The 13,456-nt window shown below is 70.9% G+C and carries 11 protein-coding genes; 2 read left to right on the forward strand and 9 right to left on the reverse strand.

What is annotated here, in order from left to right:
• Positions 1-109: 109 nt before the first annotated feature.
• The 7 genes from I4Q55_RS45400 to I4Q55_RS45430 form a co-directional block, all read right to left on the reverse strand.
• A complete protein-coding gene (locus tag I4Q55_RS45400; protein ID WP_206797069.1) occupies positions 110-2,761 on the reverse strand; it encodes a cation-transporting P-type ATPase in 2,652 nt (883 codons plus the stop codon).
• Positions 2,758-3,495 (reverse strand): hypothetical protein, encoded by a 738-nt coding sequence (locus I4Q55_RS45405; protein WP_206797071.1) that lies wholly within the window; start codon positions 3,493-3,495, stop codon positions 2,758-2,760. The genes I4Q55_RS45400 and I4Q55_RS45405 overlap by 4 nt, the downstream gene beginning before the upstream one ends.
• On the reverse strand, positions 3,492-3,881 hold the full coding sequence (locus I4Q55_RS45410) for a hypothetical protein (RefSeq protein ID WP_206797073.1): 390 nt from the start codon (positions 3,879-3,881) through the stop codon (positions 3,492-3,494). The genes I4Q55_RS45405 and I4Q55_RS45410 overlap by 4 nt, the downstream gene beginning before the upstream one ends.
• Positions 3,882-3,885: 4 nt before the next feature.
• Positions 3,886-4,971 carry an acetate/propionate family kinase gene (locus I4Q55_RS45415; protein WP_206797075.1) on the reverse strand — a complete coding sequence of 362 codons (1,086 nt, stop codon included), beginning with the start codon at positions 4,969-4,971 and terminating at the stop codon, positions 3,886-3,888.
• Between the two features lie 14 nt (positions 4,972-4,985).
• Positions 4,986-7,616, reverse strand: coding sequence for a bifunctional GNAT family N-acetyltransferase/acetate--CoA ligase family protein (locus I4Q55_RS45420; protein ID WP_206797076.1), 2,631 nt, complete (start codon positions 7,614-7,616; stop codon positions 4,986-4,988).
• A 65-nt stretch (positions 7,617-7,681) separates the two neighbouring features.
• Positions 7,682-8,092 (reverse strand): Hsp20/alpha crystallin family protein, encoded by a 411-nt coding sequence (locus I4Q55_RS45425; RefSeq protein ID WP_206797077.1) that lies wholly within the window; start codon positions 8,090-8,092, stop codon positions 7,682-7,684.
• A 270-nt stretch (positions 8,093-8,362) separates the two neighbouring features.
• Positions 8,363-10,057: a GAF domain-containing protein gene (locus tag I4Q55_RS45430; RefSeq protein ID WP_206797088.1), complete on the reverse strand. Its 1,695-nt coding sequence runs from the start codon at positions 10,055-10,057 to the stop codon at positions 8,363-8,365.
• Between the two features lie 192 nt (positions 10,058-10,249).
• Here I4Q55_RS45430 and I4Q55_RS45435 point away from each other — a divergent pair, with 192 nt between their 5' ends.
• The gene (locus I4Q55_RS45435; RefSeq protein ID WP_206797078.1) at positions 10,250-11,239 is read left to right on the forward strand and encodes a nitroreductase family protein; all 990 of its coding nucleotides are present in this window, start codon (positions 10,250-10,252) and stop codon (positions 11,237-11,239) included.
• A gap of 16 nt (positions 11,240-11,255) precedes the next feature.
• Here I4Q55_RS45435 and I4Q55_RS45440 read toward each other — a convergent pair whose 3' ends face one another.
• Together I4Q55_RS45440 and I4Q55_RS45445 are read right to left on the reverse strand one after the other, a co-directional pair.
• On the reverse strand, positions 11,256-12,398 hold the full coding sequence (locus I4Q55_RS45440) for a DUF3644 domain-containing protein (protein WP_242547901.1): 1,143 nt from the start codon (positions 12,396-12,398) through the stop codon (positions 11,256-11,258).
• A 77-nt stretch (positions 12,399-12,475) separates the two neighbouring features.
• Entirely contained in the window at positions 12,476-13,114 is a 639-nt protein-coding gene (locus I4Q55_RS45445; RefSeq protein ID WP_206797079.1) for a response regulator transcription factor, read from the reverse strand.
• 165 nt (positions 13,115-13,279) lie between these two features.
• On the opposite strand from I4Q55_RS45445, the gene I4Q55_RS45450 reads away from it, so the two are divergent.
• A partial coding sequence (locus I4Q55_RS45450; protein WP_206797090.1) for a cytochrome ubiquinol oxidase subunit I occupies positions 13,280-13,456 on the forward strand: 177 nt, incomplete at its 3' end.

Consider the following 13,456-nt stretch of genomic DNA (forward strand, 5'->3'; position numbering starts at 1 on the left):
TACGCGGCCAGCAGTCTTCTCTTGAACCAGACCGTAGGTGTCACGGGTGGGCGCCGATAGATGGACCTTCTTGGCCCAAATGTGCACCCACGGCCTCTAGTTGACCCGCTCACTGGCGGCGGGTGGTCCAGCGAAACAGTTCGTCCGCACCCCACACGAGAACCGGCATCGGCAGCATCATCGCGATCACCCAAGCCGGCAGTGCCGCCGTCCCGAACAGGTCCTGCAGCGGCGGCAGGTAGATCAACGCCGCCGCGAAGGCCAGCTCGAACGCGATCCCGCCCAGCAGCAGCCGGTTCGTCGTGAGTCCCACGGCCCGCAGCGACACCCGCTCGGTGCGGGACGCGAACGCCGTGCCGATCTGGCAGAACACGATCGCCGCGAAGCTCGCCGTCGTCGCCTGCAAGTAAGCCGTGTGCAAAGCCCCCGAAGAGACGTCCGCGCCCGGGTGCCAGCCCGCCGCGTACAGCACCGCGAAGAACGCGCCCAGCACCAGAACTCCCGACAACAGGCCCATGATCCCCCATGCCCGCAGCAGCATCCGGCCGGTAACGACACCTTCCGACCGGCGGCGCGGACGCCGGGTCATCAGTCCCGGCTCGGCGGGTTCACGGCCCAGCGCCAGCGCGGGCAGGGTTTCCGTGCCGAGGTCGATGGCGAGGATCTGCAGCACCGTCAGCGGCAGCGGGATCATCCCGCCCGATACCGCGAAGAGCAGGAACGGCAGCACTTCCGGGACGGCGTGCGCGAAGATGTAGAGCACGAACTTCCGGACGTTGTCGAAGACCCGCCGCCCCTCCCGGACTCCGGCGACGATCGTGGCGAAGTTGTCGTCGGTCAGCACCACCGTCGCCGCTTCCTTCGCGACGTCGGTGCCGCCGACGCCCATCGCGACGCCGATGTCGGCCCGCCGCAACGCCGGCGCGTCGTTGACGCCGTCGCCGGTCATGGCCACGACCTCGCCGCAGGAGCGCAGCGCGTCGGCGATGCGCAGCTTGTCCTCCGGCGCGGCCCGCGAGAACACGATCTCGCCGCCCGCGGTCAAGGCTTCGTCGAGTTCCGGTTCGGGAAGACGGCCCAGCTCCTCGCCACTGATCACGCGGTCGGCGCCGATGCCGACGCGGCGGGCGATCTCGGCGGCGGTCAGGCCGTTGTCGCCGGTCACCACGTGCACGGTGATCCCGGCCGAGTGGCAGTCCGCCACCGCGGCGGCGACCTCGGGACGTGGTGGGTCGACCAGGCCGATGAGCCCGAGCAGACACAGGTCCGTCTCGGCCTCCTCTCGGCTTCCCGGCACCGAAGACACCTCGCGGCGCGCGACGGCCAGCACCCGCAGCGCCCGGCCGGCCATGGCGTCGACCTGCTCGGTGATCCGCGCCCGCAGCTCTTCGGTCAGCGGGATCCCGCCGGGCACCACCGAGCAGTGCGGCAGCACCTGCTCCGGCGCGCCCTTGGTCGAAATTTGCAGCACGTTCGCTACGGAATCCACGGTGGACATACGCTTGAGCCGTGGGTCGAAGGCGTACAGTGCCTTCCGGTCGGCGTCCCGGGTGGACAGTTCGACGCCTTGCTCGGCCGCGTAGCGCAGCAGGGCCAGTTCGGTGGGGTCACCGCTGCCGGATTTCAGGTCGGCCGTGCTGCACCGGGCCAGCGCCGCCGCCATCGGGCCAGGGTCGGCGAGCAGGTCGCCGGTCGCGGACCGCGCCTCTTCGACGTGCATGGCGTTGCGGGTCAGCGTGCCGGTCTTGTCGGTGCAGATCACGGTCGTCGAGCCGAGGGTCTCGACCGCGGAGAGCCGCTTGACCAGCGCGCCCGCCTTCGCCATCGACCGCACGCCGGCGGCCAAGGCGAGGGTGATCGTCGGCAGCAGGCCCTCCGGGACATTCGCCACCAGCAGGCCGATCGCGAACACGAACGCCGCCGACCACGACAGCCCGGCCAGCCAGCCCAGTGGCAGAAACCCGATGCCGACGACGACGGCGACGAGAGCGATTAACCACGCGACCCGCCGCACCTGCCGTTCGAGGGGGCTTTCCTCCCGGCCGACCCGCGTCGAGAGCGACGCGATCCGGCCGATCTCGGTGTGCCGCCCGGTGGCGTAGACGACCGCGTGCGCCGAGCCGGCAACGCACACCGTGCCGCTGAACACGAGCACCGGCGAGTCGAGCGCACGCGAAGCGTCGTCGTGCGCGTCGGCCATCCGCGTCACCGGGACCGACTCCCCGGTCAGCATCGACGCGTCGACGTCGACCGTGCCGTCGACGAGACGCGCATCGGCGGGGACCCGGTTGCCCTCTTCGAGCACGAGGACGTCGCCGGGGACCAGTTCGGTCGCCGGGACGTGCCACACCTGGCCGTCCCGCAGCACCGGCGCCCGGTCCGGAAGGTACTTGCCAAGCGCCTCGACGGCCTTTTCCGCCTGCTGTTCCTGGACGAACGCCAGCAGGCCGTTGAGCAGGATCACACCGGCGATGGCGACCGCGAGGTTGGTGGTGCCCGCAACCCATGCCAGTCCTCCCGCCACCCACAGCAGCAGCGCGAGTGGGTGGACGAACTGCCGAAGCAACGCCAGCGGCCACTTCGGCCCGCCGTGCGACGGCAGGGCGTTGGGACCGCTCACCTGGAGCCGGCGAGCGGCTTCCCGCGCCGTCAACCCGGACGGCCCCGTGCGCAGGTCGCGTAACAGCCGCGCGACGGGCTCCCGAGCATCGACCAGCGGCGCCTCGGCGACAGCCGGTTTGGTCCTGAGGTGCGTGGTCATCCTGCGTTCCTTTGCTTGGGCGTGGCCAGGCCGATCAGCAGCAGTCCTTGGGGGATGCCGGGTAGCAGCGATTCTTCGACGTACCGGGCCCGTTCCGCGGGCGTCTGGACCGGCAGCGGAACCTCCTGGGAGGCGAAGCTGCGGACCGCCGCGGCCAGGCGGGTTGCGTGCAGCGCGGCGCCGGCCAGGACGTGGTGGCGGCGGCTGTCGCCGGGGGTGGTGATCAGCAGGGAGGACTGGCCGGTGAGGTCCGCCCCGAGCTGGTTGAGCGTCGGTGCCCACTCCGGGCGGACGATCCGGACGTCGGTCTCCGGCCAGAAGTCTTCGCCGGCCAGCGCATCCAGCACGGCCAGGCTGACCGGCCGCCACGGCTTGCCCTGGCCGGGGTCGCCCAGCTTGCCCAGCGCCGCGTACCGCGCCCATTCGCCGCTGGACGGACCACGCGGGTCACCGGCCCGGACGACCGCCACGACGCCGGGGCGGTCCGGGTCGTCCGGGAAGGCCACCACCGGCTCGCGACCCAGCACTCGCACGACGGTCCAGACCGTCGACAGGGCCGCACCGCATTCGAACGACGCGGCCCGCCCGGCTCGCTCGCGGCGGGCGGGAGGCTCGGTCAGGGCGATCTCGTCCGGCCGGACCTCCGCGACGCACCGGTTCGGGCCGAGCCGCACCAGGGCGTCGCCGAGGACGGCTCGCGACGAACGGTCCCACCGGAACGCAGGCGAGATCATCCGAGGACGCCGAGTTCTCCCGACGCGGCCCGGCAGGTCGCCAGCAGGCCGTCGACGTCGATCACGGTGACGCGATGCTCCAGGCCTGCCGGTACCTCGGCCCGCACGTCCAGGTCCGGGGACACCAGCGCGACCGGCACATGGTCGCGGACCGCGCAGACCACGCCGTACTCGCGTGCGGTCACCTCGGGCTCCTGGCCGCGGACGTCGACGACGAGGTCGGGCTGGGCGAACGGCTCGTCGAGCGGGCAGCGGCCCCCGACCGCCAGCGCGCGGCAGACTCCGGCGCGGCTGTGGCACCGGCTGACCAGGCAGCCGGCGTCACGCAGGGGCTGCAGCAGGAAGTCGGAGTCGCCGAAGGACGATTCGGTCAGCAGGACGTGCACGGCGTCACCTCACGGACACTCGGGCGAGCGCCTCTTCGGCGCCACGGGCCAGCTCCAGGTCTTCCCGGGGCAGGACGATCAGGGCGGGCACCGGCGAGTCCGGTGCGGTGACGACCCGATCGGTTTCGGTGTGCGGGACCTGCCCGGCACGCAGGCCGAGCACTCCCAGCCTCGCGATGACCGAGGTGATCAGCCCGGGCTGGTGCTCGGCGACGCCACCGGTGAAGACCACCGCGTCCAGCCGCGACAGGCTCATCGCGGCCGCGCCGATCTCCCGGCACAACCGGTGCCGGTAGACGTCCAGCGCGACTTCGGCGTCTCGTTCGCCGCGGGCCGCGGCGGCCAGCACGCGGCGCAGGTCGCCGTTGGTGCCGGTCATCCCGGCCAGGCCGGAGCGGTGGAACAGGGCGTCGGCCATCTCGGCCGGGCTCATCGGCGCCGTCTGCATCACGTGCAGCAGCAGGCCCGGGTCGATCGAGCCGGACCGCGTGGCCATCATGGCGCCCTCGAGCGGGGTGAAGCCCATGCTGGTGTCGACGCCGTGGCCATCGCGGATCGCGGTCACCGACACCCCGGCCCCGACGTGGGCACAGACCAGCTGCAACTCCTCCGGTGTCCGGCCCAGCAGCTCGCCGGTGCGACGCAGCGCGTATTGGCACGACAGGCCGTGGAAACCGTAGCGGCGCAACCGGTTCTGGGCCGTCCACGCCCGCGGGAGCGGGTACCGCGCGGCGGCTTCGGGCATCCGGGCGTGGAACGCGGTGTCGAAGCAAGCCACCACCGGGACGTCCGGCAGCAGGCGGCGGACCTCGCGGGTCACCGACAGCGACAGCGGCTGGTGGTTCGGCGCCAGCGGCGTGAGCCGTTCGAGGTTGGCGAGCAGGACGTCGTCAACCCGTGCGGGCGCCTTCTGCGTGCCGCCGTGCACGAACCGGACGGCCACGGCGTCCACATCGGACCAGCGGCGGACCGCCTGGGCGACCACGCCGGGAACGGCCATGTCCCACGCCGCCCAGCCGACGGCCGCGCCGTCGGCGACCAGCGACACCTTCATGCTCGACGAGCCCGGGTTCAAGGTCAGGACATGCACGGTTTCCTCCGGTTTCAGTCGCGCAGGCGGCGCAGGAACGGGTCGGCGGACACATCCGGTTCGAATCGGGCGCGGACGTCGAGTGCCACGCAGCCGTCCGAGCGGACGCGCACGGGGTTGAGGTCCAGCTCGGCCAGCTCTGGGACGAGCTCCGCGAGCCGGCTGACCTTCAGCAGCAGCTCGCGCGCCGCTGCCCGATCGAGCCCAGACCCCCAGAGCGCCTTCGACGACCGCAAGCCATCCAGGAGCAGGTCGGCGTCGGCCTCGGTGAGCGGGGCGAGCCGGGCGGCGTGGTCGGCGATCAGGTCGGTGTCGACGCCGCCGAGGCCGAACACGACCAGCGGGCCGAACACCGGGTCCGAGCGCACGCCGACCAGCAGTTCCCGGCCCGGTTCGGCCATCGGCTGCACGGTGACCCCACGCAGGGCCGAGCCGAAGCGGGACCGCAGGGTGCGGAACGCCTCCAGGATCCGGTCGGCGCCGTGCACGTTCAGCAACACGCCGCCGCCGGCTGTCTTGTGCAGCAGGCCGTCGGCATCGGCCTTCAACACGACCGGCGAGCCGAGGTCGGCGGCCGCGGCGGCCATCGAGTCGTCGGCCTCGACGTAGTGCGTCTCCACCATCGGGATCTCGGCCAGCCGTAGCAGCTCGACGGCGTCCGCAGGCGAAAGCCAGCCTTCGCGCCCGGCGGCGAACGCGCGGAGCGCAACGGGATCGCCCAGCGGGGCCACGGACTCGGCAGGTTCCGGCCGGTTCAGCCACTGCTCGTACCGGACCAGCCGGGCCAGCACCGCGGCCGCCGCGGCCGGGTCGTCGTAGCAGGCCGTCACGCCGCGGCCGGGCACCAGCGGCGCCACGCGCGCCCGCTGCCCCGGCCGGACCGCGAAGACGGTCTTGTACTCGGGCGGCAGCACGGCGGCGAGCGACGTGCCGGGATCGCCGACGGCGGTAGGCACGGTCGCGGCGATCACCGCGTCGACACCGTCGTCGGCGAGCACGGCACGCAACGCGTCGGCGAACACCTCCGGTGCGATGGCCGCGGTCGTGTCGACCGGGTTGCACACCGCCGCCTCGGACGGCAGCAGCTTGGCGAGGCGGTCCCGGGTGTCCTGGGACAGCTCGGCCATGACCAGGCCCTCGCGCTCGCAGGCGTCGGCGGCCAGCACCCCGGCGCCCCCGGCGTTGCTCACCACGGCCACCCGCGGACCGCCCGGCAGCAGCTGCCAGGACAGCCCGGCGATGACGTCCACCAGCTCGGCGACGGTGTCGACGGCGATGACCCCGGCCTGCTCGAACAACGCGTCGCGGGTGACGGCGGGGGTGGCGGCCGCGGCAGTGTGCGAGGCGGCGGCGCGCTGGGCGGTGTCACCGCTGCCGGAGCGGACGGCGAGCACCGGCCGGGTGCGGGCGAGCCGGCGGGCCAGCCGGCTGAACTTGCGCGGGTTGCCGAACGACTCGAGGTAGAGCACGGCCAGCTCGGTACGGCGGTCGGCGGCCCACCACATCAGCAGGTCGTTGCCGCTGACGTCGTACTTGTCCCCGGTCGAGACCAGCGCCGACATGCCGAGACCCAGGTCGTTCAGCGATTCGGCGAGTGCGATGCCGACCCCGCCGGACTGGGTGACGACGCCGATGTTGCCGGGCTTGACCTGCCCGGCGAGGAAGGTCAGGTTCATCGGACGGGCCGGGTCGGTCGACAGGACGCCGAGGCAGTTCGGGCCGACCAGCCGCATGCCGTAGGCACGCACCGCCGCGCGGACTCGGTCACCGGCTTCAGTGCCGGTCAGGCCCGAAGAAATGACGACGACCGCCCGGACGCCACGCTTTCCGCAGGCTTCGACCGCCTCGGCGGCAGCCGGCGCGGGCAGGCACACCACGGCGAGTTCGGGGGTGCGGCTCAACGCCGCCACGGACGGGACGCTCGGCACACCGAGGATCTCTTCAGCGTGCGGGTTCACCGCCTCGACCGGACCGGGAAAGCCGGAAGCGACCAAGTTGGCCAGGACGGCATGGCCCACCGAACCCGGGCGCCGTCCGGCGCCGATCACGGCGACCGAGGACGGCTCGAGCACGTGGGCCAGGCTCGCCGCGTCGGCAACCGAGTCACGCTTCAGCACGGCGTCCAGGTAGGCCGGGTCCTCGTCGAGGTTCATCACGACGTCGCGCTCGGGGCCGCCGATGCTGGCCTCGAACCGCAGGCCGAGGTCGGCGAAGACGTGGAGTACCTTGGCGTTCTCGGCGAGCACCTCGGCGAGGAAGCGCTTCAGGCCCACTTTCCGGGCGTGGGAGACCAGGTGTTCCATCAGCAGGGTCGCCACGCCCAGCTTGCGCACGGACGCGTCCACCACGAGGGCGACTTCGGCGTCCGCGGTGTCCTTGAGGACTTCGTAGTTCGCGACACCGACCAGCTCACCGCGCCGGTAGCAGCCCACGGCGTAATGCCCAGGACCGGGCTCGGCGGCCATTTCCGCCACCAGCTTGCCCAGCCCGGACGGCCGGGCCCCGAAGAACCGGAAGTAGGTGTCCTGCTGGGTGAGCCGGGTGTGCAGGGCGAGCACCTCGGCGGTGTCGGCCGGGTGCAACGGGCGCACGAGCACCACGTCGCCGTCCGCGAGCAGGGCCCGGGAGCCCGCCTCGACGCTCATTGTTTCTCCTCACGGCACGAGGGTGGGCACGGCCGAAAAGGGCCGCGCCCACCGCGGAGGGTCACCTAGTCCTTGGTGACCTGGATCTTGACGTGCTTGTCGCGCGGGTGCTCCGAAACCGGCATCGAGATCTCGAGGATGCCGTCGGCGTACGTCGCCTTGACCTTCGCCGGGTCGGCCCCGGCCGGCAGGCTGACCGTGCGGCTGAAGGTGCCGTAGTAGAACTCACTGCGGCCGCCTTCGGCGGTTTCCTTCGCCTCACGCTCGGCGGAGATGGTCAGCAGCCCGTTGTGCGTGGTCACGGAGATGTGCTTCTCCGGGTCGAAGCCGGGCAGTTCGGCCCGCACGAGGTACCGTCCGTCCTCAGTGGACTCCTCGATCCGGACCGGGTTGTGCTCGGCGAACGGCCAGGGGTTCTCCAGCCACGCCGCGATGCTCGGCAACGCCAGGCGCGAACCCGGCACCAAGGCAGTCATCGTGTTTCTCCTCTCCGCGACGACGGGCGTCGCACCACAAGGAGACCTCAGGCACCGGTTGCCGCGACGCGGCCGGACTACCCGAACACAGAGGACCTTCGTCACCGAAACCCACCGGGCGGACCTATGGCCCGGTTACTCGGCTCCGCCGCGCTCTCGCGGTCGGCTGTGCGGGAAGAACATGGGTGTCGGGCGGAGTCTTCCCCACTCCGCCCGACACCCATCTAGAATAGAACAGACGTTCGACTCCGGCAATCCGGGGCCGGCGGATCAGCCGACCGGGGCCGACCACTCCAGCTTCAGGCCGCCTGCCGGGACGGAGTCGATGGCGAACTGCCCGCCCATGGCCGCCGCGCGTTCACCGAGGTTGCCGAGCCCGCTCGGCGAGACGTCCTCGGGCAATCCCTTGCCGTCATCGACCACCACGACGCGGATCATGTCGTCCTTCATCGCGATCGATACGGACAACGTCGCAGCTTCGGCGTGCCGGACGGCGTTGCTGACCGCTTCACGGACGACTGCTTCGACGTGCTCGGCCAGCTGGGTTGGCACCGTGTCGAGCGGGCCGGACATGCTCACCGTCGGGTGGACCGGCGCGTCGTCCGTGAGCTCGGCGATCGCGTCGTGCAGCCGGTGCCGCAGCCGCTGGCCCGTCTCCCCCGCGACGCCGCCGTGCAGGTCGAAGATCGCCGTGCGGATCTCCTGCACGATCTCGTGCATCTGCTCGATGCTGTCCCCGAGCCGCTTCTGCAGCTCCGGCGACTTCGTCCGCCGCTGCGTGCTCTGCATCGACAACCCCACCGCGAACAGCCGCTGGATCACGTGGTCGTGCAGGTCACGGGCGATCCGGTCGCGGTCGCCCAGCACGTCCAGCTCCCGCGCCGCCCGCTGCTGCGCCGCCAGCTGCAACGCCAGCGCCGCCTGGTCGGCGAAGGACGCCACCACCGACAGCTGGGTCGACTCGAACGACGTGGCCCCGGATTCCCGGATCGCGATGAGCACACCCGTCGTCCGGTCGCCGGCGCGCAGCGGCACGACCAGCGCGGGCCCGAAGCGGTGCTCGCCCAGCGGGAGTTCAGCGACGCTGCGGGGTGTGCGGTCCCGGAACACCGCCCCCGGCACACTGCCCTCGAGCTCGATGTGCAGGCCCGCCAGCTCCGCGGCCCGGGTACCGGCGCTGACGGTCACGGTCAGGTCGTCGACCTCGTCACCCCAGTCCTCGTCGACGTCCAGGCGCCCCGAGTTCGGCAGCGCCAGCATGGTGACGTCCGAGCCGGTCAGCTCCAGAGCCCTGCTGGCGATGGTGGTCAGCGCCTCGGCCGGGTCGGTACCGCCCAGCAGTTCGGTGGTCACCTCGCTGGTCGCGGCGAGCCACTGCTGCCGCACCCGGGCCTGCTCGTACAGGTGGGCGTTCTCGATCGCGATCCCGGCCGCCGCGGCAAGGGCTTGCACGACGACCTCGTCGTCGTCGGTGAACTGTTCGCCGTTCTTCTTCTCGGTCAGGTAGAGCCGTCCGAAGACCTCGTCGCGGACGCGGACGGGCACCCCGAGGAAGGAGTGCATCGGCGGGTGGTGGGCCGGGAAGCCCACCGACGCCGGATGGGACGAGATCTCCTCCATCCGCAGCGGCTTGGCCTCGTCGATGACCACACCCAGCACCCCGTGCCCGGTCGGCAGGTCCCCGATGAGCCGGCGGGTCTCGTCGTCGATGCCGAGGTAGATGAACTCCGACATGGAACCGTCTTCGGCCAGCACCCCGAGGGCGCCGTACTTCGCCTCGCCGAGCTCCATCGCGGACTGCACGATCCGCCGCAGCGTCGTGTCCAGCTCCAGCCCGGACGCGACCGTCAGGACGGCGTCGAGCAGGCCGTCCATCTTGTCGCGGGTGCCGATCAGCAGCTCGATCCGGTCCTGCAGGTCGCGCAGCACCTCGCGCAGCCGCAGACCGGACAGCGTGCCCGCCATCCGCCGCGGACCGGGGCCATCCGCCGCCAGATCGTCGAACTCGTCCACCGACACCTGTCCAACCTCCGCCTCACCGGCCACGGCCTCAACGCTGGTGACTTTCTGCCCTTTCCCCGGAGCCACGACCGGAGAGATGGTTGCGCTGAGCCACCCCGTACGACAGTGTGCCTGTCCGGACGCCGAGGGGAAACCATGACCTCGTCCATCACCTCGATCGGCCTGCTGGACCCCGATCAGGTGAAGTCCGTGATCAGTGCCGCGACGCTCGCCCCGTCGACGCACAATACGCAGCCCTGGCGGTTCCGCTGCACTCCCGCGGGCCTCGAGCTGCACGCCGATCCGGGCCGCGCCCTGCCGGCGGCCGACGCCGACCGGCGGGAGCTGCTGCTCTCCTGCGGCGCGGCGTTGTTCAACCTGCGCACGGCCATCCACGCACTCGGCGCGCACCCCGCGACGACCCTGCTCCCCCGCCGGGACGACCCCACGTTGCTGGCCGTCGTGCGGCCGTACGCGGCCCGCAAACCCGACCCGCGCCTTGTCCGGCTGGCCGACGCGATCCCCCGCCGCCACACCAACCGCACGCCGTTCGAAACGGCCGCCGTCCCCGCTCCCGTGGTCGCCGAACTGCGGCACGCCGCCGAGGTCGAACAGGCGTGGCTGCCCCGGTTGAGCGCGCAGCAACTGGAGGGGTTGCGAGAGCTGGTGCACAAGAGCCACCTCGCCCAGACCGCCGACCCCGCGTTCCTCGCCGAGTGGCAGTACTGGACCGCACGCGACCGGAGCAGCCGGGACGGCGTCCCCGAGTACGCGGCCGGCGCGATGCCCTCGGACAACGGCGGCTGGGTCCTGCGGGACTTCGGCTCCAAGCAGCGCGACCGGACTGGCGACACGGAGCCCCTGGTCGTCGTCATCGGCTCCTTCGACGACACCCGCGCCGACCGGATCCGCGCTGGTCAGGCGATGCAGCGGGTGCTGCTGACGGCTACCGCCGCCGGGCTGGACGCGTCGTTCATTTCACAGCCGGTGGAGGTCCCCGGAGTACGCGCCGAGCTGCGTCAGCTGCTGGGCGGCGGGCTGTGGCCGCAGATCGTGCTGCGCCTCGGCCACGGCGCGCCGGTGCCGTGGACGCCGCGCCGCTCCCTGGACGACGTCCTCCTGGAGCCCGCTCAGCTCAGCGCGTGAGCAGCCGGGGGACAAGTCAGGCCGAGCGCGTCGTCGCATCCTCGGACTGCTCCGCCGACGGCGCCGGACGCCTCCAGGGTGGCGTTGCACCCGGTGGGGGTGAGCCCACCCAGTCGCCGGTCACCTTGTCTCTGGGAGCCGTTCCCAGCAACGCCCGGAAGCCTGCTTCGTCCGCGCATTCCCGGACGAGCTTGTCGATGTAAGCCCGGGTATAGCCGTAATCGTTGTGTCGCTCGTCATACAAGCAGTACTTTTCGTCCGTCTTTTCGGGATGTACGTCACCTACCAACGGACGGACACCGAGTTTCTTCCAGGCAATGGTGAAAAGTGCTGTGTTGAAACCGAACGGGATACGGTCCTGGATCATCCGCGCCGCCTGCGTCGGTTTCAGCAGCCCATGGCCGACGACAGGTCGTTTGCGCTCGCGGACCACGACGTATCCCTTTCTGCCGATCGCCTCGACGTCCTCACGTTGCTCTTCCGTCAAGTCGTCGTAGCGGGTGAACTGGATGGCGAGCGCGTCCGGGTCCTTGGGCGCGAGCTCTTGGAGGACGCGCAGCCGGAAGTCGTACCGCGGGTCGCGGGCGATCGAATCGTCGAGGCCGGCGTCATACTCGGCGATGAAGGTGCGCAATGGCGCCGGAAGCTGCGAGCGCAGCCGCCGCAGGGTGCGCTCGCCCTCGTCGGTAAAGCTTCCGACGAAGACCGGGAACCGCAGCCGGGTGGCCAACGACGAGCCGGGTCCGAACTGACCGGTGAGTTCCTCTTCGTAGTTGAGCAGCAGGGCCTGGCTCTGGCCTCCTACCGCGGCGGTGAGAGCTTGCTGCTCGCGGGCGTACCGGTGTTCGATCTTGTTGCGCAAGGCAATGAAGAACTCGAGGTTCACCCGAACCGGTTGCGTATCGCCGGGCCAACGGTGCCGCACGGAGGTGGCCAGGTCCCAGCGCTTCGGCTCACCGTCGATGCGTTCGAGACGCCGAGCACGTCCCTGGGTACGCCAGAACCGGAAGTCGACGCCGTCCCGGGTGAGCTCAGCGTGCAGAAGGTAGAGCCAGGCGAGGTGCATATGAACGACGAAGCTCTCGAACGAGCGAATTTCCGACGGGTCGTTGTACAGACGCACGGCCAGTTGCGCCTCGTCGCGCGAGGCATCGACCATGTGCATGAATCGTGGTCGCGGCGGCATACGATCAAGGTCGGGATCTCATGACCGCCTGTTACCGATGTGTCAGGGATTCACTCGCCCTGGTTGCGGAGTTCGGTGGCGAGGACGGCGGCTTGGGTGCGGCGTTCCATGCCGAGCTTGGTCAGCAGCCGCGAGACGTAGTTCTTCACCGTTTTCTCGGCCAGGAACATCCGCTCCGAGATCTGCCGGTTGGTCAAGCCCTCACCAATCAGCTCCAGCAGCTTGCGCTCCTGATCGGACAGATCAGCCAGCGGGCCTTTCTTGGCCTGGCTGTCGCGCAGCTTGCCCATCAGCGCCGCCGCCGCGTGCGCGTCCAGCAGCGACTTCCCGGCGCCGACCTCGTGCACCGCCGAGACCAGGTCCATGCCTTTGATGTCCTTGATCACGAACCCGCTCGCCCCGGCCATCACCGCGTCGAGCATCGCCTGCTCGTCGGTGAACGAGGTCAGCATCAGGCACTTCAGCTCCGGCAGCTTGGACCGCAGCTCCCGCGCCAGCTCGATCCCATTGCCATCGGGCAGCCGGACGTCGAGCACTGCCACGTCCGGGTTGAGCGCCGGGATGCGGGCCAGGGCCTGCGACACGCTGCCGGCCTGGCCGATCACGGTGAGGTTTTCGTCCTCGTCGAGCAGGTCGGCGACCCCTCGGCGGACGACCTCATGATCATCGACGAGAAACACCCGAAGCATCCGACCTCCTGAGAACGGTTCAACAGGGATCAGCGTACGACCGCAAGGCCCTTCACGGCAGGGACCCGGGACCATCGGGGAAGTGACCAAGGACCCTCTCGCTCCAGGGCCCGCGCACCGGATGCTGCCGAGGTCAACGTCCGTCCGCGCGATCAGGAGATCCGGATGAGCAACCTCGACCTGGCGCGATGGCAGTTCGGGATCACCACCGTCTACCACTTCATCTTCGTCCCGCTGACCATCGGGCTGTCGTTCCTGGTCGCCGGGATGCAGACGGCCTGGGTGCGCACCGGGAACGACAAGTACCGCCGGATGACGAAGTTCTGGGGAAAGCTGTTCCTC

The organism is Amycolatopsis sp. MtRt-6 (assembly GCF_017308975.1).
In the GTDB taxonomy this organism is placed as follows: domain Bacteria; phylum Actinomycetota; class Actinomycetes; order Mycobacteriales; family Pseudonocardiaceae; genus Amycolatopsis.

Bases quoted from the DNA above. Each gene is read 5' to 3' on its own strand.
- I4Q55_RS45430 (WP_206797088.1), bottom strand. From the start codon at position 10,057: ATGGCGGGCACGCTGTCCGGTCTGCGGCTGCGCGAGGTGCTGCGCGAC.
- I4Q55_RS45420 (WP_206797076.1), bottom strand. From the start codon at position 7,616: ATGAGCGTCGAGGCGGGCTCCCGGGCCCTGCTCGCGGACGGCGACGTG.
- I4Q55_RS45400 (WP_206797069.1), bottom strand. From the start codon at position 2,761: ATGACCACGCACCTCAGGACCAAACCGGCTGTCGCCGAGGCGCCGCTG.
- I4Q55_RS45440 (WP_242547901.1), bottom strand. From the start codon at position 12,398: ATGGTCGATGCCTCGCGCGACGAGGCGCAACTGGCCGTGCGTCTGTAC.
- I4Q55_RS45425 (WP_206797077.1), bottom strand. From the start codon at position 8,092: ATGACTGCCTTGGTGCCGGGTTCGCGCCTGGCGTTGCCGAGCATCGCG.
- I4Q55_RS45435 (WP_206797078.1), top strand. From the start codon at position 10,250: ATGACCTCGTCCATCACCTCGATCGGCCTGCTGGACCCCGATCAGGTG.
- I4Q55_RS45405 (WP_206797071.1), bottom strand. From the start codon at position 3,495: ATGATCTCGCCTGCGTTCCGGTGGGACCGTTCGTCGCGAGCCGTCCTC.
- I4Q55_RS45445 (WP_206797079.1), bottom strand. From the start codon at position 13,114: ATGCTTCGGGTGTTTCTCGTCGATGATCATGAGGTCGTCCGCCGAGGG.